The organism is Gudongella sp. QWL-04, from assembly GCF_058683975.1.
In genome coordinates, this window is sequence record NZ_CM178754.1 from 1072808 (window position 1) to 1099304 (window position 26497).

Annotated in this window: 25 protein-coding genes and 1 pseudogene; 6 read left to right on the plus strand and 20 right to left on the minus strand. The window is 36.0% G+C overall.

Annotated elements, in window-relative coordinates; all coding sequences use genetic code 11:
• Nucleotides 1-21 precede the first annotated feature (21 nt).
• Nucleotides 22-2190, minus strand: a complete 2169-nt coding sequence (locus AC4PHB_RS05510) for a putative bifunctional diguanylate cyclase/phosphodiesterase (protein ID WP_492137623.1) — start codon at nt 2188-2190, stop codon at nt 22-24.
• A 243-nt stretch (nt 2191-2433) separates the two neighbouring features.
• On the opposite strand from AC4PHB_RS05510, the gene AC4PHB_RS05515 reads away from it, so the two are divergent.
• On the plus strand, nt 2434-2871 hold the full coding sequence (locus AC4PHB_RS05515; protein ID WP_492137624.1) for a hypothetical protein: 438 nt from the start codon (nt 2434-2436) through the stop codon (nt 2869-2871).
• Between the two features lie 27 nt (nt 2872-2898).
• Here the strand turns inward: AC4PHB_RS05515 and AC4PHB_RS05520 are convergent, their stop codons facing one another.
• From AC4PHB_RS05520 to AC4PHB_RS05550, 7 genes are all read right to left on the minus strand, one after another.
• A complete protein-coding gene (locus AC4PHB_RS05520) occupies nt 2899-3372 on the minus strand; it encodes a ferritin family protein (RefSeq protein ID WP_492137625.1) in 474 nt (157 codons plus the stop codon).
• A gap of 118 nt (nt 3373-3490) precedes the next feature.
• The gene (locus AC4PHB_RS05525; protein ID WP_492137626.1) at nt 3491-4192 is read right to left on the minus strand and encodes an FAD-dependent oxidoreductase; all 702 of its coding nucleotides are present in this window, start codon (nt 4190-4192) and stop codon (nt 3491-3493) included.
• Between the two features lie 163 nt (nt 4193-4355).
• The gene (locus AC4PHB_RS05530; protein ID WP_492137627.1) at nt 4356-5606 is read right to left on the minus strand and encodes an MFS transporter; all 1251 of its coding nucleotides are present in this window, start codon (nt 5604-5606) and stop codon (nt 4356-4358) included.
• Nucleotides 5607-5612: 6 nt separating this feature from the next.
• Nucleotides 5613-7298: a GGDEF domain-containing protein gene (locus AC4PHB_RS05535; protein ID WP_492137628.1), complete on the minus strand. Its 1686-nt coding sequence runs from the start codon at nt 7296-7298 to the stop codon at nt 5613-5615.
• Between the two features lie 118 nt (nt 7299-7416).
• Entirely contained in the window at nt 7417-7959 is a 543-nt protein-coding gene (locus tag AC4PHB_RS05540; protein WP_492137629.1) for a DUF4256 domain-containing protein, read from the minus strand.
• An 80-nt stretch (nt 7960-8039) separates the two neighbouring features.
• Nucleotides 8040-8498, minus strand: coding sequence for a GyrI-like domain-containing protein (locus tag AC4PHB_RS05545; RefSeq protein WP_492137630.1), 459 nt, complete (start codon nt 8496-8498; stop codon nt 8040-8042).
• Nucleotides 8499-8500: 2 nt separating this feature from the next.
• The gene (locus tag AC4PHB_RS05550; RefSeq protein ID WP_492137631.1) at nt 8501-9274 is read right to left on the minus strand and encodes a ribonuclease H family protein; all 774 of its coding nucleotides are present in this window, start codon (nt 9272-9274) and stop codon (nt 8501-8503) included.
• Nucleotides 9275-9455: 181 nt separating this feature from the next.
• Between AC4PHB_RS05550 and AC4PHB_RS05555 the strand changes: the two genes are divergently transcribed.
• Nucleotides 9456-10934: a peptidoglycan DD-metalloendopeptidase family protein gene (locus tag AC4PHB_RS05555; protein ID WP_492137632.1), complete on the plus strand. Its 1479-nt coding sequence runs from the start codon at nt 9456-9458 to the stop codon at nt 10932-10934.
• A gap of 474 nt (nt 10935-11408) precedes the next feature.
• On the opposite strand, the gene AC4PHB_RS05560 is transcribed toward AC4PHB_RS05555, so the two are convergent.
• The 8 genes and pseudogenes from AC4PHB_RS05560 to AC4PHB_RS05595 all read right to left on the minus strand — a co-directional run.
• Nucleotides 11409-12197, minus strand: coding sequence for an arsenite methyltransferase (locus AC4PHB_RS05560; protein WP_492137633.1), 789 nt, complete (start codon nt 12195-12197; stop codon nt 11409-11411).
• A 50-nt stretch (nt 12198-12247) separates the two neighbouring features.
• Complete coding sequence (locus AC4PHB_RS05565) at nt 12248-12646, minus strand: arsenate reductase ArsC (protein WP_492137634.1); 399 nt, start codon at nt 12644-12646, stop codon at nt 12248-12250.
• 59 nt (nt 12647-12705) lie between these two features.
• Nucleotides 12706-13542: an arsenic resistance protein gene (locus AC4PHB_RS05570; RefSeq protein ID WP_492137635.1), complete on the minus strand. Its 837-nt coding sequence runs from the start codon at nt 13540-13542 to the stop codon at nt 12706-12708.
• A gap of 59 nt (nt 13543-13601) precedes the next feature.
• Complete coding sequence (arsA, locus tag AC4PHB_RS05575; RefSeq protein WP_492137636.1) at nt 13602-15350, minus strand: arsenical pump-driving ATPase; 1749 nt, start codon at nt 15348-15350, stop codon at nt 13602-13604.
• A gap of 12 nt (nt 15351-15362) precedes the next feature.
• Nucleotides 15363-15740 carry an arsenite efflux transporter metallochaperone ArsD gene (gene arsD / locus AC4PHB_RS05580; RefSeq protein ID WP_492137637.1) on the minus strand — a complete coding sequence of 126 codons (378 nt, stop codon included), beginning with the start codon at nt 15738-15740 and terminating at the stop codon, nt 15363-15365.
• An 18-nt stretch (nt 15741-15758) separates the two neighbouring features.
• A complete protein-coding gene (locus AC4PHB_RS05585; RefSeq protein ID WP_492137638.1) occupies nt 15759-16085 on the minus strand; it encodes an ArsR/SmtB family transcription factor in 327 nt (108 codons plus the stop codon).
• A gap of 280 nt (nt 16086-16365) precedes the next feature.
• Nucleotides 16366-16845 (minus strand): hypothetical protein, encoded by a 480-nt coding sequence (locus AC4PHB_RS05590; RefSeq protein ID WP_492137782.1) that lies wholly within the window; start codon nt 16843-16845, stop codon nt 16366-16368.
• Between the two features lie 45 nt (nt 16846-16890).
• Nucleotides 16891-17043 (minus strand): annotated as a pseudogene (locus AC4PHB_RS05595) (recombinase zinc ribbon domain-containing protein); the annotation flags it as partial.
• A 229-nt stretch (nt 17044-17272) separates the two neighbouring features.
• On the opposite strand from AC4PHB_RS05595, the gene AC4PHB_RS05600 reads away from it, so the two are divergent.
• The 3 genes from AC4PHB_RS05600 to AC4PHB_RS05610 all read left to right on the plus strand — a co-directional run bounded on the left by AC4PHB_RS05600 (nt 17273) and on the right by AC4PHB_RS05610 (nt 20793).
• On the plus strand, nt 17273-18304 hold the full coding sequence (locus AC4PHB_RS05600) for an IS6 family transposase (protein ID WP_492137639.1): 1032 nt from the start codon (nt 17273-17275) through the stop codon (nt 18302-18304).
• Between the two features lie 271 nt (nt 18305-18575).
• Nucleotides 18576-19808, plus strand: a complete 1233-nt coding sequence (locus AC4PHB_RS05605) for a site-specific integrase (protein ID WP_202708543.1) — start codon at nt 18576-18578, stop codon at nt 19806-19808.
• Nucleotides 19795-20793: a tyrosine-type recombinase/integrase gene (locus tag AC4PHB_RS05610; protein ID WP_202708544.1), complete on the plus strand. Its 999-nt coding sequence runs from the start codon at nt 19795-19797 to the stop codon at nt 20791-20793. The genes AC4PHB_RS05605 and AC4PHB_RS05610 overlap by 14 nt, the downstream gene beginning before the upstream one ends.
• Nucleotides 20794-20922: 129 nt before the next feature.
• Here the strand turns inward: AC4PHB_RS05610 and AC4PHB_RS05615 are convergent, their stop codons facing one another.
• Nucleotides 20923-22284 (minus strand): ISLre2 family transposase, encoded by a 1362-nt coding sequence (locus AC4PHB_RS05615; RefSeq protein WP_492137640.1) that lies wholly within the window; start codon nt 22282-22284, stop codon nt 20923-20925.
• A gap of 438 nt (nt 22285-22722) precedes the next feature.
• Here AC4PHB_RS05615 and AC4PHB_RS05620 point away from each other — a divergent pair, with 438 nt between their 5' ends.
• Nucleotides 22723-23349 (plus strand): tyrosine-type recombinase/integrase, encoded by a 627-nt coding sequence (locus tag AC4PHB_RS05620; protein ID WP_492137641.1) that lies wholly within the window; start codon nt 22723-22725, stop codon nt 23347-23349.
• Nucleotides 23350-23394: 45 nt separating this feature from the next.
• Here AC4PHB_RS05620 and AC4PHB_RS05625 read toward each other — a convergent pair whose 3' ends face one another.
• The 3 genes from AC4PHB_RS05625 to AC4PHB_RS05635 all read right to left on the minus strand — a co-directional run bounded on the left by AC4PHB_RS05625 (nt 23395) and on the right by AC4PHB_RS05635 (nt 26410).
• Complete coding sequence (locus tag AC4PHB_RS05625; RefSeq protein ID WP_492137642.1) at nt 23395-24960, minus strand: antirestriction protein ArdA; 1566 nt, start codon at nt 24958-24960, stop codon at nt 23395-23397.
• A 14-nt stretch (nt 24961-24974) separates the two neighbouring features.
• Entirely contained in the window at nt 24975-25664 is a 690-nt protein-coding gene (locus AC4PHB_RS05630; protein ID WP_492137643.1) for a hypothetical protein, read from the minus strand.
• Nucleotides 25665-25918: 254 nt separating this feature from the next.
• Nucleotides 25919-26410: a Csac_0668 family 2Fe-2S cluster-binding (seleno)protein gene (locus AC4PHB_RS05635; RefSeq protein ID WP_492137747.1), complete on the minus strand. Its 492-nt coding sequence runs from the start codon at nt 26408-26410 to the stop codon at nt 25919-25921.
• Nucleotides 26411-26497 lie beyond the last annotated feature (87 nt).

Sequence of the window (26497 nt, forward strand, 5' to 3'; positions counted from 1 at the left end):
GGATACCCATGGTTAGACTGCTTACGCATCCTTGGCAATCTGATCTTTCAATATGTATATTGCTTCCCTGAACTGAAGTGGTTTACTGAAGAGATATCCCTGGAATTTGTCACAATCATGATCCAGTAGATAAGCTGCTTGAACATCATTCTCAACTCCTTCAGCAACTACTGTAAGATCAAGTCTGTGACACAGAGAAATTATATCCCCAGTCAAAAGCATCTCATGAGGAGTATTGGTTATCCTGTCGATGAAACTCTTATCGATTTTTATTGTGTCGATATTCATATGATTCAGTCTTGAGAATGAGGAGTATCCAGTCCCAAAGTCATCAACTGCTATAGTTACCCCTTCCTTCCTAAGTTGGCCAAGACTTGAGTTGATCTCCTCATAATTGTCCAGAAGTATTGACTCTGTAACCTCCAGTTCAACATTTGAAGGCTTTATCCTGGTCTCAGCCATTACCTTTCTCAGTCTTGGGATAAAGCTTTTATCCTGCAGCTGAGCGGTTGAAATATTGATGCTTATTTTTACGCCACCTACCCCCTGATTCTCGAGGTCCTTGAGGAAAAGGAGTGCTGTATCAACTATCCAGTTGCCTAGCTGCACCATTAGCCTCCTTCTTTCAGCTATGGCTATAAATTCGATCGGAGAAATTGGTCCGAGAACAGGACTATTTAGCCTTGCTAGAGCCTCAAAGGCGGATACTTTATTTGTCCTGGCGTCGAAAATCGGCTGATACACCAAGTGTAACCCTCCTTCTACAGGATTCAAAATCGCCTTGATGATCTCAGCTTCTATCTCTTCCTCACGCTTCAGACCTTCCATCATTGACTCTTCATAATAAGAATACAGATCGGATTCTACAACGCCGACATAATCCAAGGCTATTGAAGCGTCCCTGATTATATCGTTTGGGTCTCTGTATCGTCCTCCCGCCTCAACGATACCTATATTTAGATTCAGAGCTTTAGTATATCCATGTGCGATGATTTCCTTGTCGACAGACTCTACAATCTGCTCAGCGAGAAGATTCAGCTCATTTCTGTCTTTGTAGCTTTTTACTAAAAGCACAAACCTATCTGAAGCAAATCTGAAGATGTCATATTTCTTGTCAAAAGCTTTAAATAACTGTTCAGCAACTTTTTTCAATACTGAATCTCCAAATTCATATCCAAACGTCATATTCAATGCCTTGAAGTTACTTATATTTATTAGCATTAATGCATTTCTGTCATAATTGCCCTTACCACACCACTCCTTTAGCTCATCCATAAGGTAGGCCTGATTTGGTATCCCCGTCAGTGAGTCTATAAAAGCCATTCTAGTAAGCTTGATATCGTTCTTATATGCGGATCTGTTGAATATTACTATCAACCCAGCGATAGCTAGCAGCAGAGCACCCCCCAGGAGTATTATGCTCTCTATGGCTTCCTCGGTTGATTTAAGCGAATGTACAAAGCCTAGTGTCCCAATCGTTTGGTTTTCAACGATTACAGGAGCCGTTACATAAAAGGAACCTTCGCCTTTATAATCTGCTATCCAGGAGGCACCTTCGTGCGCATCCTTTGCTGCACCAGTCGAGTTGTCAGTAAATGTTTTGCCAAAGTCTGAAATATCTGTTGAACCAATTATTATATTACTGGTATTTGCGAAGTATGCTTTTAATACATAGCCGTCTGAATGCATTTGGTCTAATAGCTTCTGGGTATCGAAGGACCCTAAAAATTCCTGGACTCTTAATGCTTTTATACCCGATTGGACGAAGTACCCATTTTCAAGTCGGTAGTATCCATACTTGTATAGCTCACCACTTTCACTATCCGGCCTGATCGGATCGATATGGTTTCTTTTACCGCTTTTCATAAAATCATGTACCGGGTGACCCGGCTCAGCGACCCATCCTATATACATCCCATTATTTGAGGAGATTATTACTCCTCTTTCATCATAAACATAGATATCATCCACCTGCAGGGATTCAGAAACCTCCTTCAGCTTGTTCTCTGAAAACTCCCCCTCAAGGCTGTATACCATCTCTCCTGTACCCACCAACCTTTGATCCATTATCTCATTCGCCATCTCCTGAGCCTCAGCTGCGATCTCCAAATTATGCGCATAACTCTTCGACAGCCTTGATGATTCATTTCGGAGCAGCTCGTAGTAATGGCTTCTGATGTTTGCCGTCATTATTAAAATTGAGAACACAAAAATTACCCCTACGAAAAGTACGGGTATGTACGTATATTTTTTCCTCAACTTAGATTTGATTTTATAGTCGGTATCCATGTAACCACCTTGCCAACTAATTATATATACAGTTTATCAAAGACGCAACTGCAGAGTCAACAGATTTAAGAATAATTAGAATATAATTGAATTCAATGACAATCAAGTGGTATCATATAAGCAAATAACGGCTAGGAGGATATTATGAATAGCAAAGTCAAAGACAAGCCTGCAATTTTCTGGAGGATACTGATAACATTCGTAGGCATTTTTCTTATTCTAAGCACTTTGTCCAACATCTTCCTATTTGCGTTTGGGACGGCTGCCCCTGCCCAGGTATCGACAAGGAGATTTGGAGGATCAAATCCAAGTTATCCTTCTGACAAAAGGTATGAATGGGCAGTGGAATATACCTTTGTGGATGATGATGGCTTACAGCATACCGGTTATACAAAGCGAAGAGGTGCCGACTTATCTGTTGAAGTGACAAGAGAAGTCAGATATTTAAGTTTTGCACCTCTTATAAACTCACTAAGCGATGAAGCTGTAATTTCTCCCTTACAGCTTGTAACTGTTGCGATAGGAGGATTCCTGATCTATTCGGTCAATTGGGACTTAAACAAAAAGAGAGCTAAAAAATAGCTCCCTCAGTAATAGTTATGATCTAGACTATAGTCCCAGTGATCTCAATGGGCCAAACTGCATTCTTTCTCTTACCATCATCAAGTGTTTCTTTTCTTCATTAAGTATTATGTTCATTTCCTTTTGAGCTATGTCAGGATACATTCCCATCATTTGGTGAACGAAAAGTATACCGTCTTTTTCCATCTTTTCTGCTAGCAGCAATGAGTCTGCGTACTTCATGTTTTTATCGAACTCATGCTTTGAAGTGATATTCTCTTCGATCAGTGATTTTACGTACTCTACTTCTTCTTCAGAGAATTCCCTGGTCATTTCTGCGCCATGCTTTTCCAGCAGAGCTGTGTACATTCTGTTATGTCTGTCTTCCTCCTGGGACATACGCGCAAACAGTGCTTTAGATTTCTCATCCGGTGCATTCTCCGCAAGCTCTGCGTAGTATTTTGTAACCTCTTCTTCCATTTTGACGAATGTTGACAAAATTTGCTTACCATCGAAATTCATAAAATCACTCCTTTAGTGTAATATAGTTTCACCTTAATAATACCTTTTATTTGGTATTATTACAAGTTTATCTCAAAAACAAATTACCCAACTATATAAAAACGAATCAGAGTGAATACTAATAACCTATGAAATTGTCAGCCTTGATATTTGTTTTATCAATATCGAGAGCCAGTAGAGTCTCGATCAGCATACCATTGATTCCTGCAGTCCCTGAGGTGTAGTAAAGGCCTTCATTCCCGATGATCCTTGCAAATGCTTCAGCTCGGTCTCGTAAGGTATCCAGTTCCTTTATAAATTCTATTTCAAGGCCTGGAATCTTATTGTCAAGGTGCCTTAGGCTTTCCTCGAAAGCATACTCTCCACCCTCATCAAGATAATATATCTTCATCTTTGTTGGTCTTAGGTCTAGGATATCCAATTTTCTCAGGATCGCTCGCACAGGTGTGATCCCAATACCTCTAGAAAGAATACAAATAGGTTTCTCATAATCATCGACTATAAACCTGCCTTGAGGATCCTCAACGGTCATAATGTCACCTTCTCCAAGCCTTAAGAGATGCTCCTTAAACTCTGAACCAGGTCTGTCGTATGTACAGGACGTGAACATCAATATATCATCATCAGGTATTGATGTGAAGCTAAAAATCCTATAGCCCTTATCTGATTTAAAGTCATAGTCGTGAAATCGAAATATACCATGCTGACCAGGTACCCAACTGAAGTCTTTCGGCTTTGTGAAAACAAAGGAAAAAATGTCAGAAGTTTCCTGTTTCTTGTCCTTGAAGATAATCTCATATTTCTTGTTTAGCTCCGACATGTGTCACCACTCCTTTCATGAAACCAACCCTGGAGTGAGCCGTATTATGTAGTTTGTATATGTGCAGCTTATGGCCTGCTCCAATACTATTCTATACTGCCTTTATACCCCTAGAATCATATTGAAACTATTACGATCCTCAAATTGAAGAAAAAATATCAATTCATGCTTCAGACCTTAAAAGCTCCGCAGCTGCGGCCTCCTCCTCAGGTTGGACCTTTGCTGCAATATATAGATTGCCTACTGAGAACATTGCAGCAAGGAAAAAGACCCAATGACTTCCCCATTTAGTCCAAATGTAACCTCCAATCATTGCAGCTATTATAGAAATAATATGGTCAAGACTGACTCCCATGGACAAAGTCGATGTTATCTCTTCTTTATCTACTGCGATAGATCTAAGGTAAATCGAATTGACCATACCAATCTGCATCGACAATCTGTCAGCTATGTATAATAAGTATATGGTCCAGACTGCCCAGCCCTGGCTCTGCAAAGCCCCGGTTTCAATCCCCCATACCATCCCACCGTAGACTAGATATACAACTATGAAGGTTAGTGCGTCAAAATACATCATACTTTTTATCCCAAACCTGTCCATCCATTGTCCCAGCTTGTTTAGAAAGAATATTGACACAAATGTAAATGCTATCGTTAGGAGCGCTATTGTATCAGCCTTCTTCATCAAAAGGTCGACTATTATCCAGGTACCGTAAACATACGCTATCTGCTTCTGAACACCTTTAAGAACAGTAAGAAAATAGAAGTATTTATATTGCTTTCTGAAAACCAGTTTTCGCCTCTTTTTAGATTTGATCTCAATATTTACTCTTCGGGACATTATTGCAGTAATTACTGCTGCTGCTGTGAAAAGCACGCCTGAAATAAGGAATACTATTTTTACAGGCTCCTGAAAGGAGAAAAACCCTGTCCTGAAACCAAAGAACACCATCAGGGCTGCTACAAGACTGAATGCTGCCCTGACACTGGAATATTGCCCCATTCTTCTTCCGATCCTGTCATGCTCTGCCAACGACATGCCTATTGCATCCTGCAGCGGCATAAAAAGGTGCATACCCATGGAGTTAATGAATAAGAATATTAGCATTATACCAAATGATGGGGTCAAAAGGCCGAGCATAGTGACTCCGATTAAGGACAACACCTGAGCGATAAATGCAACTCTTATATCTCCCATGAACCCTAGCATTCCAATAACTACAGTGCAGAGGATCCCAGGGAGTTCTCTTGGAAATTCAATAAGACCTCTTTGAAATGCTGTTACTCCATATACTTCCTTGAAATAGTTTGAATAGATGCTATCACTTAGTCCATTTCCTAAGGATGCTAAAGAAATTAGGATAAAGAATAAAATGAGCTCGATCCTGGTTTGTGAAGTGTTTTCTTTTGCCATTTAATTTTACAAAGCCTCCGTTTTTTCGTTAAGATTTACTAACCTGACTCTATTTTTACCGCTTCTCTTCGAGATATATAACTGATCGTCTGCCATTTGCAGAAGTCTGGATACACTGGAAATCTCTTCACCATATCCAATGACTCCACCGATACTAATAGTAGTTGGTGTCTTACTAGGGCCATTGCCATAATGTAACCCCAGCTTCTCTACCTCTTGTCTTATCTCTTCACCAAGCCTGAATGCGGCATCATAATCGCTTGTCCTGGCAATGTATACAAATTCCTCACCGCCGTAGCGGCCAAAAACATCCGATCTTGACCATGCAATCGAGCTTATACATTTGGCAATTGATATCAAACATTTATCGCCGTCAGAGTGACCCCAATAGTCGTTATACATCTTGAAATTATCAATATCAAGCATGTATACCGTTAAGTAGAAGTCTTCATTCTTAGCCGTCTCAGTAATCTCATGAAGCTTCTTGTTTATTGCTCTTCTATTTAGAATTCCTGTGAGCTCGTCCTCGGAAATCTTTTTCTCTAAGCTGCGGTTCATTTCGTTCATTCTCTCTATTTCCTTCTTCTGCAGCTTAAGTTCATGTTCAAATCTGTTTTTAAGCTTGCTCAATTGTTCAAAATCCGTTGTATGTTTAAGTTCAACATTCAGGATCTCCAAACGATTACCAAGTGCCAAGTTATGTTGTTTCTCGCTGTACGAGCAGTATAATTTGAAGTGATCCAGAGCAACTCTATAATTGCCGTAATCCTCGTTGATAGAGGCTATTTGCCTGTAAACTGAACTTATTTTCTTCTTCGCATCTATCTCCTCAGCATAATTGACTGCAGTGGTAAGCAAATCCATCGCTTCATCCAAGCTTACTTCTGCGCAAAGAGATGCAAGATTTGCAAGTATATCTATCGAATAGTATTTATTTTCCAAGGCCTCCAGCATAGCGAGGGACTTCTTGTACTGCTCCTCAGCCTCAGATCTACCTCCCATAGCCTGGTAAACCTGACCTATGCGACTTTCTATTTCAGCCAGGCTAATCGGGTCGTTCATACCAGAAAGTATGTTCTTGCTTGATTCAAAGTAAGCCAATGCTTCCTGAGGTTTGTTTTCCTTTAAATGGATCTCGCCGATATTGCCTAGTATAACAGCTCTGTTAAGCTCTAAGCCATTTTCTCTGCTTATTTCTTCAGCTTTCTCATAGAACTCTATAGCTTTATTATATGAGAGAGACTCCCGATAAACCTCAGCAATATTATTCAGAATGCTGCTCTCGAGGAAAGGATCCTTAACTATGTTTGAATAATCCAATGCTTTCAGAAAGTTCCTCATTGCTTCCTCATACAATGAGCTGTAAAAGTAAGCGACCCCAGCAAGGTTTAAGGATTTCATAAGACCTTCTTGGTCATCTATCTCCTCAAATATCTGCCTTGCAGCTAGACTCATGTCAAGTAGATTTCCAACATCTGATTTTACCCTGTACCCAAAGGCAGCTCCGAGCAGTGAAAATCCTTCCTCTCTTTTAAATCCGCCTTCCTTTGACATTTGATAAGCCTCTTTGCTCATCTCTATAGCCAAGTCCGGGGAGATTGAAGAAGTTGATTTAGCTTTCCTTAAAATCTCCAATATATTCTCGCGATTGCTCATTTTTTCCTCCATAGTTTGAAGCTTAAAATAAATCATATTAAGATTATAGCATTATTTTAAATGATAAATGTTGAAAACTTTGTATTACAAAAAAACAAGCTCGTATAGCACGAGCCTGGATCGTTGTATTTCTTATTTATACCTTTTATCATATCTAAATTCTCAGTGTACCTCGAAAGCCTCTTGCGGAGTAGAATGACTCTGCGCCATTATGGTAAATAAATGTTCTGCCAAACCTCTTGTCACCGAAGATAGCTCCTCCCAGCTTCCTTATTGGCTCCGGTGTTTTTAACCAGCTGGATGTTTTTAAATCAAAGGAAAAAATTTCCTGAAAACTGTAATATTCCTCTTCAGTCATTAGTTGGATACCCATTCTTTCAGCCATCGAGACTGCATTTCCTTCAGGGTTGATACCTTTTTTTTCTCTCTTTTGCTGCCCCTCAAGGTCGTAGCAGCAATTCCTCCTTCCCGATGGAGTTTCGGGAGAACAGTCCATGAATATTATCTCTCCATTGGAAGGATCTAAACCTACAATATCGGGTTCTCCTCCTGTTATTTCCATCTCCATCAAAGCTTTAAGCTTCATTGGATCGGCATCAAACCTTTTCAAAACCACTTCCCATTTGACCTCTTTATGCCTTTCAGGATTGGATTCGAATCTTTCCTTAAGCTTATCTATTAATTCCTTTTCAGTCATATACTCCCCTCCATTTCAATATTATAGATACCCTATTTGCGGATTTGTCATCGAAAAGAGGAAATTATATTGATGCTACTCTATTTAAGTAAGAATTCAACTCTCGTCAAGAGTTCACTTTCAGGAATCTCACCAGGTGAGTTGAAGTAATGTTCATATGCAATACCTGATGGTATATGACCTTTATCTACCGCCCAGGCAGCGAGCTTATCATACACTGGAGCTATTTCGCCATAAGCTCCTTTGTGATACCCAACTGCCTTTTTACCAGCCGGAATCATTACAGCTACTACTTCCCCCGAGCCTTGGATCACCTCCATTGTGGGGAAGCCAATTTCTACTTCAAGATGCTCCATGTCCATGTTGTAATAGGCAATAAAAGCTGGCCCCAACGGCTCTATACCCCTACCTAGAATATAATTTACTATCATCCCATACGCTGCTCCCACTGCCTGTGGCATTTCTTTCACTGAAACAGTCTTTTTGACTACTAATGCCGGCTGCTTTTCTGTTTCTACGATTTGAAAAATAAAACTCATCTCTACTCCTCCTTCCTGGACTCCCTTTTTATCCTTGCCATCATATCGCAGTATTCATTCTCAAAATGATCACTATGAGCCTTCACATAACCAAATTCGACACGCCGTCCCTGGCAAAGCCTCTCAAGATGAAGCCACTGCTCGATATTCTTGGCTTTAGTTCCATTAGCGGTGTGCCAATCGTTCAGTTTCCAATGTATTATCCACTCGGTTATTCCTTTTCTGACGTATTGAGAATCTGTGATTATTCTAATGTCTTCAGGAAATATTTCCAGGGCTCTCACTACCGCCTCAAGCTCGACTGAATTCGAGTCCTTGCCCAAACATTTACCCACTTTAGACTCATAGCTGCCATCCACTGCCTTCCTAAGTACGCAAAATGCTCCCTCCTGAAGCCTTTCATCAAAGCTTGCGTCTGTATATACCTCAGTAATGAGTGACTTTTCACTTTCAGGTACAACAAATACGTCTTCATCCAATTTTACTATTATATTACTCCTGTCATTAAATGCTTCCATATCCTTACCGTCAATGATTGAGAAGTCAAGTGTAAAACCCTTGTAGTAGCTTTCGCTTCGTTTGTTGTACAATAGACTTCTGATCTGATACTCATTTGCACGCAAAAAATCTGCTAACCCATCCTTATTCAAAAATTCCATGGTCCTAAGCTGAGTATCGAAGCTAATCCTCGTGTCAGTACATGAGTCGCTGATTTTTAAAATGAAAAGTGAACCATGCTCTTCAATTATTTCTAAGTGAAGCTTTTTAACTCCCATGGGAGCTCCTTGGCCATTTAATCAATATTACTTTTAACTTTCAAATTTATGCTGTATCCACTTTTTATTTACCCATAATCTGAATAACTTTCGTATGTTTAGTGAAAATGGTCGGCTGATAATATATAATGTCTATAACTGCTTAATAGCTTCTGCCATAAGCACGAAGGGAGGACAATAAATGATTAATAACCCAAGAAATAGAATAATAAGCGTAATGTTATCATTTGCTCTAATCTTAAGCATAGTTAATTCTTTCAATGTGCCCTCATATGCTTCATCTTTCAATGATCTTGATAATCACTGGGCAAAATCATACATTGAGTTAGTTTCAGATTTCAATGCAATTTCAGGATATCCAGATGGGAGCTTTAAGCCTGAGGAAAATATTAAAAGGATCGAATTTATTTCGATCATAGTAAATTCACAAGGTTTAAGCGTTAGAGACAGGACTCCTGGAGAATACTGGGGACAGCCTTACATCGAGGCTGCTATAAAAAGTGGTTTTATAAGGTCTAATGAATATGGGATTGCTAATGAAGCAAATTTGGAAAAGTTTATTTCTAGAGAAGAAATGGCAAGCATCGTAGTCAATGCATATCTGAAATCAGGAGGCAGTATTGATACTGCCTCGATAAATGCAGCAGGTTCAAGATTAACAGATATAAACAAAGTAACACCTATCTATAGAGAGAATGCTATTACAGCAGTTGCACTGGACTATATTTCAGGATATCCTGATGGGACGTTTGGTCCAAATAAAAATGCAACCAGAGCACAAGCCGCCGTAGTATCATATAGGCTGCTATTAAAGCAAGGAATCATTAAAGATAACGAGTTGCCAGTTAATGTCGTTCTGTCAAAGACTAAGCTGCAACAAGGGGATCTGCTAAGATTAACTGCGTACCATGCTGACAATGCTAATAGAGTTTCATTAATCCAGAGCCTGTATCCAGACTTTGTGTGGTATGAGGATAAGGATGTCCTAAGAGGATATGTTCCAACCAACTACAATACAAAGCCTGGGGTTTACAGTCTGAAATTAAATGATTCAGTAACCGGAAAAACATCCACAATATACGTTGAGGTTGTTTCACGGGATTTTAGAGTTCAACATCTGAAAGTGGATCCAAATATTGAAGCAAGTACCAGAACTGAAGAAGCAAATGTTGAATACAGAAAGTACTTTAATCCTTCAAGAGATATTTCTTCTCCTGTAAAATATTATACAGAGCCATTTATACTGCCAGTCAAAGGGAGGGTAACTACTGAATTTGGTGAAACTCGCACGGTAAACGGAGCACCTACATCCTACAGACATGCTGGCATAGATATCGCAGCACCATTGAACACAAAAATAACAGCAACAAACAGTGGAAAGGTTACTCTTGCTATGCCTTTGATTTTAACTGGAAATAGTATTGTTATAGATCATGGAGAAGGGTTGTTCAGTGTATACTTCCATTTAGAAAGCATGAATGTAGCTCAGGGAGATTTAGTAAAAAGAGGTCAGTTTATTGGAACAGTTGGGTCAACAGGCTTTTCCACTGGTCCTCATCTTCACTTTACAATGTCCTATTTCAGGACCAATATTGAGCCTGGGTTTATTATTTATGGAAAGAGTATCACTAAGATAAATTATCAGGAGCTTATGAAGTAGCTTGACTTATCAATCGCCGCTTCATGTTATTATAAATCAAACAATAATAAAGGCTCAAATAGTTCACAAACTAAATGAACTATTTGAGCCTTTTAATCGCAAAAAGCAAAAAGAACCGTCCCCGCTGCTTATTTACTTATCAAATTGGCTACAACCTCTACGTGCCTTGAGAGTACAATAATGATGTCGTAAGCATCTGGTACCCCCTTGGCGGAGAGGTATCTTTCTGATTTTCCACCATTTCTTCCATGAATTCTTTAAGGTTTTCATATCTAATATACATTGCTTGCTACATCTTAGCAAGAAGTATCTTGATTATTTGATACCTGATTCTTTCTAAGATATTCAATACTTTTTGTATCAAAATTGTAAGCAACAAAGCCCTCAAATAATTATTTACTTGAGGGCTTTGTTCATTACAATTTAATGTCTTATATTATTCCTAATCTTTTTAGTTCTTCTAATTGGATTAGTTTATTTAGTTGCTTCTATTATAAAAGATGTAACATAGTCCTCAATATTTCTATCTGGAACCCATGACTTAACTATCTCTTTACCATTATCTTTAGGTACAAGTTTTATGTTACTAAAACCTGCCTGATGAATCATTGTCCTTATATTATCAACATATTCAGCTCCAGCAATGCAACCTGTCATCATCGTTAAATCTTTTCTTATTTCTTCAGGTAATTCTGCAGTAGCAACAACGTCTGAAATAGATAATCTTCCACCATCCTTAAGAACTCTATATGATTCCTTAAATACCATTTCTTTATCAAGAGATAAATTAATTACACAATTAGATATTATTACATCAACAGACTCATCTGCTACTGGTAAGTGCTCAATCTCTCCCAATCTGAATTCTACATTGTTGTATCCGTTCTCTCGTGCATTTTTCCTTGCTAACATAATCATATCAGGAGTCATGTCTACACCTATAACAAATCCTGTTTCTCCGACCTGTCTACTCGCAAGAAAGCAATCAAATCCACCTCCACTACCTAGATCAAGGACCACTTCTCCCTTTTTTAGCAAGGCTATAGCTATTGGATTACCACAACCTAATCCCATATTTGATTCAATCGGTACATTTGAAATATCCTCTGATGTATAACCTATCTTCTCAGATGTATCTAAAATATCAAGTGATGAACTATTACCACAACACCCACCAGAGCAGCAATTTCCTTGTGATTGTTTCGTTGCAACCTCAGCATAACTTTTGCTAATAAGTTCCCTTATTCTGTCCTTATCTTTCATTGGAAACACCTCGCTTAATTTGATAAATTTACTTAACAAATAACATTATACTACTCTTCTTTTTTCACTATATTTATCAAATCTTCTACTTTTTTCTTAATCAAATCTCTTGTCGCTCTATAGTCTTCAATTGGGCCACCTGATGGATCATCTAACCCCCAGTCTTCATTATGACTATTTGGAATGAATGGGCAAACAACATTACAACCCATGGTAATTAATATATCTACTTCTGTTGGTATATCGGTTAATAATTTCGGGGTATGTTCACTCATATCAACTCCAACCTCTTCCATAACTTGAACAGCCAAAGGTTTCACCTCAGGATATTTTTCTGTACCAGCTGAATAAACTTCTAATACATCACTTCCTAATTTCCTAGCCCATCCCTCTGCCATTTGTGAACGACAGGAATTGTGTACACAGATAAATGCTACTTTCTTTCTCATTATTTCGCCTCCGTTTATTTCAATTATTTATAAAATCTATAGTGTATATTTTAATGTCCTTATCCTTCATAACTAGCAGTAGGGAACCAATGTTTCGTCTTATTAACAATTTTAACAAGTAATAACATAATTGGTACTTCTGTAAGAACCCCAACAGTAGCTGCAAGGACTACTGGTGAATCTACACCAAAAAGTGCTATTGCAACGGCTACCGATAATTCAAAAAAGTCAGAAGCAGCAATTAGTGATGCTGGTGCAGCAATATCATGAGGCAGTTTAATTGCTTTGCTCGCTAAATATGTCAAAGTAAATGAGATAGTATTCTGAAGAACAAGCGGAACAGCTATTAAAAGTACGTAAAGTGGTTTTTCTATAAGAATATCACCTTGGAAAATAAAAATAATTATAAGGGTCAACAGTAAACCTACAGTAGTTACACCATCAAACTTAGTTACAAATTTTTCATTAAAATATTCTTCTCCCTTATTCTTTATTATAAGTGTTCTTGAAAGAAAACCTCCTGCCAATGGAACTACAATAAATAGCACTATTGACATTATAAGTATATCTAATGGGAGCACTATATTACTAAAACCAAGAAGTAGTTGTACTAATGGAATAAATAAAACCAAAATAAGCAAATCATTTACTGAAACCTGAACCAAAGTTTGTGCAGGATCTCCTTTAGTTAGAGTACTCCAAACAAATACCATAGCAGTACATGGTGCTGTTCCTAATAATACTGCTCCTATTACAAAATCACTAGCTAAATCTGCTGGTATTAAAGATTTAAATATATATTGGAAAAATAGTGTTGCCAATCCAAACATAAGAAATGGTTTGATTGCCCAACTTGCAAAAGTTGATAGAATGACACCTTTCTTTAGGGAGGCCAAAGACCTCCCTTATTTTATTTATATCTTTCTATAATTTACATTAAAAAAATCGTGACTATTTAATTTAATAATGTACTTAATTTTTCACCTTTTAAATCCTCAGATGTCCATTTAATCAAAGATGCATTTCCTCCTGCTACCTCAGATATTTTATTTATCCATTCAACCTCATTAGCTGCTTTGGCCTTTAATATTACATTTGTTGTACTTGTAGCATAGAAGCTGGAGTTTATTATCCACCATTTACTGAATATGCCAGCTCTTTCTAAATCCTCCTGAAGTCTTTTTGCTTCATAATAAGGAGTAGCTTCAGGCAATGTAATTATTAAAACTTCAGTTAATTTATCATCCTTAAGCTTAGGCAACAGCTCTTTCACTGATTCTGGTACATCTCCCTGTGTTCGTTCTATTTCCTTATTGTAGCTTTGTGTTGATTCAAGCAACAATAGAGTATGACCTGTAGGTGCAGTGTCAATTACAACTACTTCATCCTTAGAGCGCTCTACTATCTCAGCAAAGGCTCTAAAAACTGCAATTTCCTGAGTACAAGGACTTCTCAAATCCTCTTCTATATAAGCAATATCATCTTCAGAGGCATTTGATTCTCTGGCTTTACTTAATACTTCATCTCGATATTTTTCTAATTCCTTCTTTTCATCTATATTACTTATGGTAATTCCAAAGCTTTCATCTATGACAAACTTTAAATGAGCCGCAGGGTCAGTAGTGGTAAGATGCACCTTTTTCCCTCTTTTAGCTAGCTCCATAGCTATTGTGGCAGCAATAGTAGTCTTACCAACTCCACCCTTACCCATTGTAAATATTACTTTTTTATCTGAATTGTAAAGATCATCTACTACTTTGCTTAAGTTTACAGTGTCTTTAATGTCTAGTTTTTCATCTATATTTTTAATATCCCCACTACTAAAAAAGGATCTAACATTCTCTATTCCTGTAATATTATAAGGTCTTAAAGGAATTTCAAAGGTTTTTAGATTTTTTAATCCTTCTGGAGTATTACTTAATGTTTCTTGCTGTTTATTATAGATTTCATTAGATAAATCATCATCATGACTTTGTAGAACACCATTAACTACTAAAAGCTGATTTTTTACACCAATGTCTTGAAGTTCAATAGACGCTCTTTCAGCCTCTATTAACGCTGATGATACTGGACGAGATATTAAGATTAAAGTAGTCTTTTGTCCGTCTGCTAAATTTTCTACCGCATTTTTATATATTTCCTTTTTATCCTCTAGGCCTGAAAGCTGACCTAAACAGGATGCACCATGGGTACTTTCACTTATGAAGTTAGTCCACGCTGATGGTAGTTGTAACATTCTTAAAGTATGTCCTGTAGGTGCTGTATCAAAAATAATATGTTCATATTCGTCTGCTGCCTTCTTATCAGTTATAAAGCCTGAAAACTCATTAAATGCTGCAATTTCAACAGTACATGAACCTGATAGTTGTTCCTCCATATTTTGTATAACAGCATCAGGAAGCTTTCCTCTATATGGTGCTATGACACTTTCTTTATATTCAGCAGCTGCAGCTTCTGGTTCAAAATTTGCAACTGTAAGATTAGGGACATCCTTTATTTTTATTCCCTTATTATTTAATTCTGTATCAAATACATCTTGAAGATTTGAAGCTGGGTCAGTACTTACAAGCATTATCTTTTTTTCCCTATCTGCCAACGCAACAGCTATAGCGCAAGCAGTAGATGTTTTTCCTACTCCACCTTTGCCTGTAAAAAATAAATATTTGGTTAGATTAATATCCTTTAAATCAAAATTTTTATACATAATGCCCTCCTTTTAGCAACAACCACTACCACCACAACAGCTATTATTTTCTTTCTTTGCTCTTAACTCAGACATAATATATTCTTTAGGTATCTCAAGAAGCGATACAAATTCTTCATTGGTAGGATATTCTTTCACCTTTACAACTTCTCCATCTACCATCGTAATAGGAAGTATATCCGTACCTTCATCTACTAATAATTTATTTACTACCTTATTGTCTATAAATATTTGAGGATTACTAGAAAGATTATGCCTTTCTATAGTAACACCTTTTTTCTCTAATCGATTCAAGACTGTAGACACCCTTAACAGATTTTTATCAACAGATGGTCCACAAACCCCTGTTGAACAGCACATAGCTGGATCAAATATAACCATTTTTTTCATTACAATCTCCTCCTAAAATTAATTATTTGAATCATTACTTTTACATCTCTTGCAAATACAGTCTTCCTTTTCACTAACTATGGATGTGATAAAACTAAAAGCTTCATCTGCTCTCACTTTATTAAGCGTGTATCTCATCCATGCTCCGTCACGCTCTGCATTCACAAGTCCACTATCTGTAAGGGTCTTCATATGATAGCTAAGTGTGGATTGTGATATACTTAAGCCTTCTAAAATATCACAGGCACACATTTCTCCACAAGATAGCATGTCAATTATCCTTAAACGAGTCTCATCCGATATTGCTTTAAATACTGGAATATATTCTGCATATGACTGAATCATGAAATTACCTCCTTTGTATATCTATATGTTTCGATGACATTGAATGTTATCGATATTCTAAAATTATTTTAACAACAATATCGATAATTGTCAATATGATTGTTTGAAATTATTATTTTCTTTTAAATTTCTCTATCAAAATCTGATTGAGAATCTGATTAATAAATTTTAAACTATAAATAACCCTACCTATGTTATATCTTATTTTAATATCTTCTTATCTACATCTTCTCTAGTTGCATACCATATGTATAAATTCTAGACATAGTTCTCATTTCTCTTAAAATAAATCAAAGTATAAATCTACCATCTGCTCCATCACTATGCCTGATTCAAACTGTATCTCCAGTCTCTCTCCCTTATTCACTTTGATGGTGTTTATTAATCTTCTGACTAAGTCCTCATCAAACTCTCTTACCTGTGGTCTTACAGTCATTAGGGTGGTGTCCATTTCCGTTAGTTTCTGTTTATAGTTCTCAGCCTGTTTCTTCTCCCCTACGAGCTTTAATTTCGCCTGTTTAAGCTCGTTTATCTTCTCTGATATTCTTTTGTACTCATTATCAAAATCTTCTGCTACAGCTCCTTGTTTTGCGTTTTCTTCGATTAAGGCTAACATCTCCTTTTGAAAAGATTCGATCTGCTCATCATATTCTGTAGGTATGTCTTTTGTCGAGTATCCTCCTATGACTCTAATGACATTTTCTCTGAAGGCTCCTATAAAATCTCCATTGTTTTCTACTACATTATTAATGGCTGTCATAATAGCATTATGTAGTGGTTCTTCTTTTAAGGTAGGTGAGTGCTTGCAAGATGCCTTTGTTCCATTCTTTAGCCTATTTTCACATCTCCATACTGCACTTTTCTGCCCGTATTTTGACCATGTCTGTCTACGATATGGATGTCCACATTCGGCACATACTAAGATTTCTGTTAGTGCATATTTGGAGATATGTGACATGTCACATATTGATGGATATGTGACATGTCACATATTGATGGCTATGTCCCTAGAAATAATATGGGACCAAGAGTTATGGAAATGCTGTAAATGCACAAATTTATCATAAACTACCTCCCATATTATTTTCGCGATTTGTAAACTTAAATGAAAATTGAGGACCCCAAACTCTCTGTGGTACAATGTTTTTTGCCGAAAACAAATACCTCCCAGAAAGGATGAAGTCCTCATGCAAAAAATTGTATCAATCAGTTGTCCAAAGTGCAACAATAATCATTCCTTCTATCGTTACGGTAAAGATATTCTCGGCTTTCAAAAATATCTCTGCCGTAATTGTAACCATCAATTTGCACCTGATAACCCTGCTTCGAGATCCTCTCGTAAGTATCCGAGCTGTCCCTTGTGCTCTAAGGCTACTTTCCTTCACCATGATCACGAGCATTATTCCAATTTCAGGTGCTGTGATAAAAAATGCAACCACTCTTTCTTTGTCGTTAAACCCGCTGCTATCTTACCTTCTTCGGCTTCTACTTTTGCTGGTAAAAACGACTTTAAGCGTATGAGATATCCTGTTCACATCATTATTTCGGCTCTTTCCATGTTTTACCTTGGTAAGAATTCTTTCAGGAATATCTCTTTGATTCTTCGTATAATGCACAATATCTCAGTTTCTCATACTACTATCAGCGATTGGTCTAAGAAGTTCGCTCCTATGTTTAATAATCTTGCTTTGGAGCTTATTCCTATGATGAATTTTGATTCTGATGAATGGCACGCTGATGAGACTGTGGTTAAAATCTCTGGTAAAAAGTACTACATTTGGTTTGTTGTTGATTCTGAAACTCGATTTGTTCTTGGATTTCACCTTTCACCTCATAGAGACTCTGCTCAAGCCTTTACTATTTTTAATGCTGTTAAGCATCTAGGCAAGGTTTCTTCCATTGTCAGTGACCGTTACAGCGCTTACAAGGTACCTGCTAAGTCTGTGCTTGGGTCTTATGTTAAACATATTAGAGTTGAAAGCTTTAAGGATGATATCTCCAACAATCTTATTGAGTCTTTTCATCATCAGTTCAAGGCTTGGTACAAGACTAAGCAAGGATTTAAATCTTTTGACTCTGCCAATAATCTGATCAGCATGTTTGTCTTCTTCTACAACTTTGTAAGACCACATTCATCCCTTGATGGACTTACACCTGCTCAGGTTGCTGGACTAAAATTAACTAAGAAGCAGAAGAAAAAGTATTTTCTCATAGCTTGATTCATATGTGATTTCGCCTAATTGTCTCTTAAAGGAGCGGCCTTGGAATGGTCAAGGGCGCGCGTAAGCGTGTTCATTTTACCCTTGACCAGGACTAGGATGATCCTTTACCATCTTCCTGGCGAAATCCGAAGCAATTTCGAGCTATTCTATGAAAACATTGTGCTAATCTTTCATATTTAGTTTACAGAGCCTATTTTCGTAAATAGATCTATTTCCTTTAAAATATAGCTAGGGCTTTTTAAAGCTACTAAATATTTTGGAGGTTTTTATGAAAAAGAAATTAGATGAATTAACTGGTGAAGTTCTAGGTGAACTTGAGGATTCAGGTTACAGTAAATTAACAAGGGACAATTTCAGATACTTCTGGAATGGCATGATTAAATATTTTGAAAGTCAAAATATTTATGAATTTAGTCCCGAGCTTGCAATGGAGTATCTTGAAATTAGAATCAGTAAAGAGGGCCTTAAGAAACGCAGTACAAATTTTATTAAAAGAGCGATTTTAATTTTAGATCATTATAACAAATACGGTGAAATCCCATTAAGATGCTATACCCCCTTAACAAAATTGACTAATCCTCAATATATTGAAATTTTAAATTCTTATGGTAAATATCTGCTAGAAGGAGAGTATTCTAGTCGTACTATTGAAGGATATCTAAGCAACATTGTAGGTTTTATGAGGTTTTTAGAAGATAATGAATACTTAGACATGGACATGTGGTCAGCAGAGATAATGTTTAAATACATTGAAACTCTAGCAGAATTTAAAAAAGCCACCATTAAACACAAGACAGGTTCAGTAAGACTATTTTTACGATACCTATATTTAGAGGGTTTTACAAATGAGGATTTATCAAAATATATTGGTAGTGTAAGAGGAACCTATCATCAAAAGTTACCATCTTTTTGGACAAAAAATGAAGTAGAACAATTATTAAATGCAATAGATCAAAATAATCCAAATGAAAAAAGAGATTATGCTATGATTTTACTTGTAGCTAGGCTTGGGCTCAGAAGTAGTGATGTCAAAAAATTGAAATTTGAAAATTTACACTGGAGGGAAAATCAAATAGTTATTATTCAATCAAAAACCGGCGAACCTCTTACACTACCCCTTTTAAGAGATGTGGGCTGGGCAATTATCGATTATGTTCAAAATGCCAGACCACAGGTAGATAACCCTTATTTGTTTTTAAGACATCTACCACCCTATACTGAACTTTCTGAAAGGAACCATCTTTTTAAGACCATAGAAAAGTATATGATAAGAGCAAAACTCCCTATAAGTGCAAAAAAAAGAAATGGTATGCATTCTCTTAGACATTCCCTGGCAACTACTCTTATGGAAGAAAGTATATCTTTAAGTGATATATCTGGGATATTAGGTCATGCTTCATTGGATTCTACATCAGTATATCTAAATGTAGATATCAACCGACTTAGAGATTGCTCTCTTGAAGTTAGTAATTTGGAGGTAGGTCAAGATGGCAAATTTTAATGACTTCACATTTATAAGTGGATTTGCAAGTGATATTGAGGCTTTTATCAAATTGAAACATGGGCTAGGTAATATATACTATAGTCCCTCAATAGTTTTAAAATCATTTGATAATTTCTGCTATGAGAACTTTAAAAACAAAGATATTTTATCTAAGGATATAGTAATGGCATGGTATAAGCTAGGTGTTGATAAACATCTAACTCCCAAAACCTTACGATTAAATATGACCCCTATAAGCCATCTGGCAAAATACCAGTGTGACAAGGGTGAAAAGGCCTATATATTTCCAACTAAAACTTTGCCTCCAGAGAAAGGATATACACCCCATATATACAGTAGAGAGGAACTTATTAGGTTCTTTAATGTTACAGATAATTGTCATATTACTCCCCAAAATCCAAACAGACATTTAATAATGCCAGTATTTTTCAGATTATTATATTCCTGTGGTCTTAGAGTTTCGGAAGCAACTAATTTATTAACTGATAATGTTGATTTAGAAAGTGGTATACTAAAGATTATGGATTCAAAAAATGATGGTGAAAGACTTGTTCCCCTGTCAAAGGATATTCATGAAAGAATTAAAAAATATTATGAATTAGTCCATTGCAACAAGCATCATAAATACTTTTTCCCCTCTAAAACAGATGATCCTATTAAATATATGAATATTTATGGTAACTTTCGTAGATTTTTAAGAAATGCAGAAATTTCCCATGGTGGTAAAAACCATCAAATACGAATCCATGATTTTAGGCATACTTTTGCTGTTCATTGCCTTAGAAATTGGGTACTGGAAGGAAGGGATCTAAATACTTGTTATCCTTATTTAAAGGCATATATGGGTCATACATTATTTAGGTACACAGCCTATTATCTAAAGATTACAGCTGAAATATATCCAATGATAGGGGAGACTTTAGAGAAGACTTATCCGGATATTATACCATCTTATGGAGGTGCAGAATATGAAGGCTTCTGATTTTTCTTACCATCTAACCAACTTTCTAACAACATATATGTCTGGCCAAAGAAATGCAAGTATCAATACTGATAGTGTCAACTTACTGTAGGAAAAAAATAAAGTACATACCCATAGGTATTTGATTCACTATATTATTCCCCTTAGGCTTTTTAATATTACTGATGTCCCTGACTTCTTACCCAATGGAAGTAAGCTTATGTTTTGGATCGTGCCTCCAATTGAGTTTACTGCTTTCTTTACTACTCTTTTATCTAGCTTCATAATCCTAGTGTCTTTAAGTTCTCTATCATTTTTCTTTTTTATATATTCGGAGAAGTCCCCACCATTGCTATTAAATACCAGCATACTGCTCATTTGACGCATACCTTGCTTTGACCATCCCATTGGTCTTGAACTCATCCTGCTAGACAGTATGTGGCTTACATGCCCTTCTGCACTGCATCCTATGTACTCCTTTTCTTTCTGCCTCTGTATGCCTGCCCAATTATTCAATATGTATCGCTTGATTTCTTCTACTTCTTTCCTCTTTTGCTCTGTCTCTGCTGCTTGTGCTATTATATCCATTAAATTACTTGTATCTTTCTTCATTCCTTGATTTATGTAGTTCCATAGTGGCTCTGACATAACTGGTTTGTCTGATGTTGCTTTCTTGATTGCTTTTGATAAATGAAATTTGTCTAATACGTATTTGGAACCATTTATCCAAGCTGACCCTGATTTTATCCAGGATGCCCCATCGCCTGACAGATAGATCTTTTTTACTTTCTCCATCTCATATGTATTCTCTAGATATGTTGCTATATCTAGCCACATGTCTTCATGATTTGAGCTGGTATCTGTAAAATATCGGGTGTTTTTTAACCTATGCCTTCCTTTACTGACCTGTTCTCTGCCTTCGTGTACGTATGCTATTCTTGATATTGATGATGGTCCTTTTTGCATCGATATATGATCTTCATCCGCTTCTATGTATATTATCTCTGGCGTTTCCTTCTTTTTGATCTCTACTGCTTCATTTGGTACTGTTTCCATTTCACGAATTGCATTTAATACACTCATCCTCGATCTTACACCACTGCGGGATAGCTGATCTATTGACTTCTGATATGACATTGTTGTTGCGTTCTTTACCAGTCTTGCCTTTAGGCTTTTATCCATCCTCTCATGTGGACGAATTCCCAACTGATTGTCGCTTAAAAATGAGTACTCTCCTGTCTCTTTATGAGTATAGTAGGTCCTTTGATAGGAGATTTCTCCAAGCAGTGTGTTTAGTGTTCGCTCTTCTTTTATACGCTCTATATACCAGTCTTTCTTTCTTGCTTCACTTTCTCTTATTTCTTTGTCCAGTGTTTCCAGTACTTCCTTTACTATGTTCCTGCCTATCTCCATTACTGTTTCTTCTGTTGATAACACCAAGGCTCCAAGGTCGATATCTCCAGTTAAGGCTTTCTCTAAATTGTTGTAATAACTCTTGGTGATTAATTCCACGGATTGTTGTATAATGTTCATGAGAATAGACCCCTCCATATGTATTGGTTTTTTGTCGTAGATTAATCATACCATATGGAGTTCTATTCTCTTTATTTTTTCCTATAGTTATTTTACACTAGCATCAATACTATCAAAAGTTATCGGGATGCATTTAAGTTATTCCTAATCTTTTGCAAAGAAGAAAAAAACATTGTACCTGAAAGATTAACACTTTCAAAAATATCACCAGAAGTCCTAAAAGAATATTATGACTGGCTTGAAAAATCTAGAGGCTGCAGTATTACTTCAAGAAACCATAGAAGGACAGCCATAAATTCATTTTTCGGGTATTTACAAATTGAAGTACCCGAGCATCTATTTTTATGCCAGAAGATACTTGCTATTCCACAAAAAAGGACCCCTAAAACAGTAGTTGGATATTTAACACCAGAAGAAATGAAATCCTTATTAGCACTTCCCAACCCTTCAATTCTATCTGAAAGAAAAGAACTTGTAATATTGACCGTATTATATGATACAGGAGCGAGGGTTAGTGAACTATGTAATCTTAAGATTAGAGATATTCGCCTTGAATCACCTTCAATTATCACTCTAACTGGAAAGGGAGAAAAAACAAGACATGTTCCAATAATGAAAAATACAGTTTTATTATTAAAACAATATCTATCAGACTTAGGATATGTGGATACAAAGAATGTAAATATACCCTTATTCATAAATTGCCATCATGCCCCATATACAAGAAAGGGGATTTCCTATATTATTAAAAAATATGAAAATCGTGCTATTGAATCTTCAATACATCTTTCAGATTTTAAAATTACCCCACATATTTTCAGGCATTCAAAGGCAATGCATTTATATCAGGCAGGAATTGATCTGATTTATATTAGAGATATATTAGGTCATGTTGATATTTCTACGACAGAGATTTATGCCAAAATTGATACAGAGCGAAAGCGAGACGCCCTTGAAAAAGCATATCCCGAAATTACTGCATCCACACTTTCAGATTGGAATGATGATAGTGATTTGATGGAAAAGTTATCAAAATTAGTTTAATTCTATTTTTAAATATGGGACGAAGTTTATGGAAGGTATGTGCATTTACAGCATTTCTATATCACTTTGTCCCATATTATTTCTAGAGACATAGCCATCTGATGCCTGTCCAGTTATATTATCTTTGATCTTTTCAAGCTCCTTTGGAGTCAATTCATCATTTAAAGTAAGAATAGCCACCCCCATTAATTCTCCCTCTACGAGTTCAACGGAAAACACATACTTTGATACTTTTGCATTCACACTGTCATGGTCATCATAATATCTCATCAGACCTCTTTGTTCTTCTTCTGGAAGATTGTTTTTTTCTATTGCCTTTAGGATTACATCTAGATATTCAACTACTTCAGCATTTGAAATTTCCTGTGGTTCATTTGCGTATTCTTTATAACCATATTCATTTTCTATATCATAAGTTGTTATCCTAAGAGGCATATACAGTTTTAAGGTTTTCAATTCTTCTTGTTTAGGAAATACCATTCCAAGACTTTCAAATAATAAATTGGCAAGTTTTTGATTATATCCATAGTAAGTGATATATCCTTTCACTGAAAACGCTCCAAATTCATTTGCCATTTTCTCCTGTCCATATCTTTTAAAGTTAATGTATTCTTCAAGATTTGAATCATATTCAAAATGTCCCGAGTCACAAATCATATATCTTCCATAGCTTTCTACACTATGGATACCATCAAATAGTTCAAATTCATACATAGAATCTGCTAGTTCAAAGATTTCATCAACAGTTCGAGGTCTAACATAGTCCATAAGTTTTTCAAAATATTCTATATCATGGTTGCCTATTTCCTTATAATATTCTGCTAATTTATTTAAGGTATCTATCTTAGTTAATGGTGTTGCATCAGCAGAAATAATATTTATTATCCTATCTGAAAAGTTATGACTATCAATTGTAACTTCACAATCATGTAAGTAAGGAGTATCTAATCTCATCAGTGCCTTTTCAATTTCAACATCAGAACAAGGAAGGTAGATAAATTCATTCGCACCTTTTGCGGTCAGATGTATTGTTGCTACAGTTTCTTTCCAATGGTATGGGGGAAACTGCTTGCCATTATATATTTGCTCTGGTTCATTACTATTTTTATATAAAACTCCATAAGGAGTAATTCTAGAATTAGAATTGTTTTTTATTACCTCCATTGCAAAGGATCCACCATCAAGCTCTTCTAATTCTCTAGTAGCTACTGCTTGCTTTTCTGATAGGTATAAATCTTTTCCTACAGTTTCCAGATTATTAAAATCACTTACAAGGCTATAGCAATGAGTATTAAAACTTAGATTGATTAATTCTGCTATTGTTTTAGGATTTTCTGCAAAGGCTGAAGCAAAAAACACTTTTCTTTCCTTTGTATCGAAACTATCCATCCTCTTAAATAAGAAATTTAATTCATCGATATTGCACTCTTTACCTTTTAAAACTTCATTCATATCTGAATCATAGACTACTTCTTCAATATAACAGTTGGGAGCAGTTGAAGTTTCAAGCTCCAGTTGATTATATACCTTGGATATTTCACTTTCCTCATAAGGAAAATTAAACATTATTGATTCCTCTTTCCTGTCGGTTCCTTTTAATCTAATTAGCATATCTCTCCTCCATTCTATTTTTTAATTGAAAATACATTTGCACCATACTTTGCAATTAATGATGCATTGATAATTATTTTAAATGCAGTATCATCAATAAGTTCTCTATCTGCTATCTCACTGATTCTTATATATTCTTTTCCTGACCATATAGTTTTTGCTGTTTGGTAAAGGGCATAGACTTCTGTACTGATTTGTCTAAGATGTATGTTTGAAAAATCAAATCCATTTAAGCAGACTGCATTCTCCGAGATGTTCCATAATACTTCATCAGCAGTAAGAAGAAATATTACTGCAAGGTAGCTTGGCGATCCATCCTCTATATCAATATCTTGTTTCTGAATTAAATGATAAAATCTTTTCTTGTGGTTATGATTTAAAAATAGTTGACCAGTAAATCTATTACTAAGTAATTTCAATCTTTCTTTTAAGGCATAGTTTTTTATTCTTCCAAAGCAATTTCTTATCAGATCCGTATATACAATTTCGTCTGTCCTTAGTTTTTCTTTGAAACAAAAACAATCATTAAGGTTACCTCTGGTTTTAATCTTTTCTACACAACCATTACAAATCTTAATACCTCCTTCACAATTAAAATGATTATTAATGACTATTCCACTTCTTCTTTGAGGAAAATTAGGTGCCAGCATCATCAACTGCTCTATCCCTCCCAGTGATGTACCATACATAAAATATCTTGACATTGTTCTCAGTCCTTTCTTTTAGTTTTTGAAATAAAAAAGAGGCGAAATCTATCGATCATAAGTTGACCGAAGACTTCGCCTCTTTGAGTTCTTTATTTGATTTTGGATTTATATAAAACAAAAGCACCAAGAGTTTTTCATCTCAGTGCTATTGAAGTTTTTTCATGTAATTGTTAGTATAAAATATATGCTCATTTTATGCTAATGGAATATTATAGCCTATTTTTTCACTATCACAGCACTCAAAACAATAATCATTTCATAATTAATCCTTTATCTATCGCATCTTGGATTATTTGGTGACAGCATTTCCCTAGCGGATTTTTCTTTTGACATTGTGAGTTACTCATTGCTCCAGTAATCTCTAAAACCTCTTTCATATTGATAACTCCATGTTTTACTACCGCATTTATTACTTCTTCTTCTGTAACCTCACTACAATAACATGCATATTTAGGATTTGCATCATTTTTAAACCATATGGGTACTTTTACTTGCTGTTTATTAAATTTAATTTTAGATTCTGTGTTATAGTAAGCAATATCACATTCCTCACTCATACATAAAAAATAATCATTGTCGTCAACTTGTTCCGTTAGATCGTCAAGTATCATGTGCTTTACTGTAATGCTTTTTACAGGAATACCTTGTTTCTCACATATAGAGCACAAATTATTTTTTTCAATCTTACAAGAAGATTTCTTTGTATTTCCACGATAAGATTTATTCAAAATTTCTTTTCCCATTGTTTTCATTCCATCCATGATTTATTTTTAATTCCTAATTATCGCACTGTAAAACTGTTGAAAAGTAATATCAGGATAAAATATATG

Coding starts and splice junctions, on each gene's coding strand:
- AC4PHB_RS05525 (WP_492137626.1), bottom strand. CDS start 4,192: ATGTCGGAGCTAAACAAGAAATATGAGATTATCTTCAAGGACAAGAAA.
- AC4PHB_RS05610 (WP_202708544.1), top strand. CDS start 19,795: ATGGCAAATTTTAATGACTTCACATTTATAAGTGGATTTGCAAGTGAT.
- AC4PHB_RS05530 (WP_492137627.1), bottom strand. CDS start 5,606: ATGGCAAAAGAAAACACTTCACAAACCAGGATCGAGCTCATTTTATTC.
- AC4PHB_RS05565 (WP_492137634.1), bottom strand. CDS start 12,646: ATGAGAAAGAAAGTAGCATTTATCTGTGTACACAATTCCTGTCGTTCA.
- AC4PHB_RS05600 (WP_492137639.1), top strand. CDS start 17,273: ATGCAAAAAATTGTATCAATCAGTTGTCCAAAGTGCAACAATAATCAT.
- AC4PHB_RS05555 (WP_492137632.1), top strand. CDS start 9,456: ATGATTAATAACCCAAGAAATAGAATAATAAGCGTAATGTTATCATTT.
- AC4PHB_RS05590 (WP_492137782.1), bottom strand. CDS start 16,845: ATGACAGCCATTAATAATGTAGTAGAAAACAATGGAGATTTTATAGGA.
- AC4PHB_RS05620 (WP_492137641.1), top strand. CDS start 22,723: ATGAAATCCTTATTAGCACTTCCCAACCCTTCAATTCTATCTGAAAGA.
- AC4PHB_RS05635 (WP_492137747.1), bottom strand. CDS start 26,410: ATGGGAAAAGAAATTTTGAATAAATCTTATCGTGGAAATACAAAGAAA.
- AC4PHB_RS05535 (WP_492137628.1), bottom strand. CDS start 7,298: ATGATTTATTTTAAGCTTCAAACTATGGAGGAAAAAATGAGCAATCGC.
- AC4PHB_RS05625 (WP_492137642.1), bottom strand. CDS start 24,960: ATGCTAATTAGATTAAAAGGAACCGACAGGAAAGAGGAATCAATAATG.
- arsD (WP_492137637.1), bottom strand. CDS start 15,740: ATGAAAAAAATGGTTATATTTGATCCAGCTATGTGCTGTTCAACAGGG.
- arsA (WP_492137636.1), bottom strand. CDS start 15,350: ATGTATAAAAATTTTGATTTAAAGGATATTAATCTAACCAAATATTTA.
- AC4PHB_RS05540 (WP_492137629.1), bottom strand. CDS start 7,959: ATGACTGAAAAGGAATTAATAGATAAGCTTAAGGAAAGATTCGAATCC.
- AC4PHB_RS05560 (WP_492137633.1), bottom strand. CDS start 12,197: ATGAAAGATAAGGACAGAATAAGGGAACTTATTAGCAAAAGTTATGCT.
- AC4PHB_RS05550 (WP_492137631.1), bottom strand. CDS start 9,274: ATGGGAGTTAAAAAGCTTCACTTAGAAATAATTGAAGAGCATGGTTCA.
- AC4PHB_RS05520 (WP_492137625.1), bottom strand. CDS start 3,372: ATGAATTTCGATGGTAAGCAAATTTTGTCAACATTCGTCAAAATGGAA.
- AC4PHB_RS05515 (WP_492137624.1), top strand. CDS start 2,434: ATGAATAGCAAAGTCAAAGACAAGCCTGCAATTTTCTGGAGGATACTG.
- AC4PHB_RS05585 (WP_492137638.1), bottom strand. CDS start 16,085: ATGATTCAGTCATATGCAGAATATATTCCAGTATTTAAAGCAATATCG.
- AC4PHB_RS05510 (WP_492137623.1), bottom strand. CDS start 2,190: ATGACGGCAAACATCAGAAGCCATTACTACGAGCTGCTCCGAAATGAA.
- AC4PHB_RS05605 (WP_202708543.1), top strand. CDS start 18,576: ATGAAAAAGAAATTAGATGAATTAACTGGTGAAGTTCTAGGTGAACTT.
- AC4PHB_RS05545 (WP_492137630.1), bottom strand. CDS start 8,498: ATGAGTTTTATTTTTCAAATCGTAGAAACAGAAAAGCAGCCGGCATTA.
- AC4PHB_RS05630 (WP_492137643.1), bottom strand. CDS start 25,664: ATGTCAAGATATTTTATGTATGGTACATCACTGGGAGGGATAGAGCAG.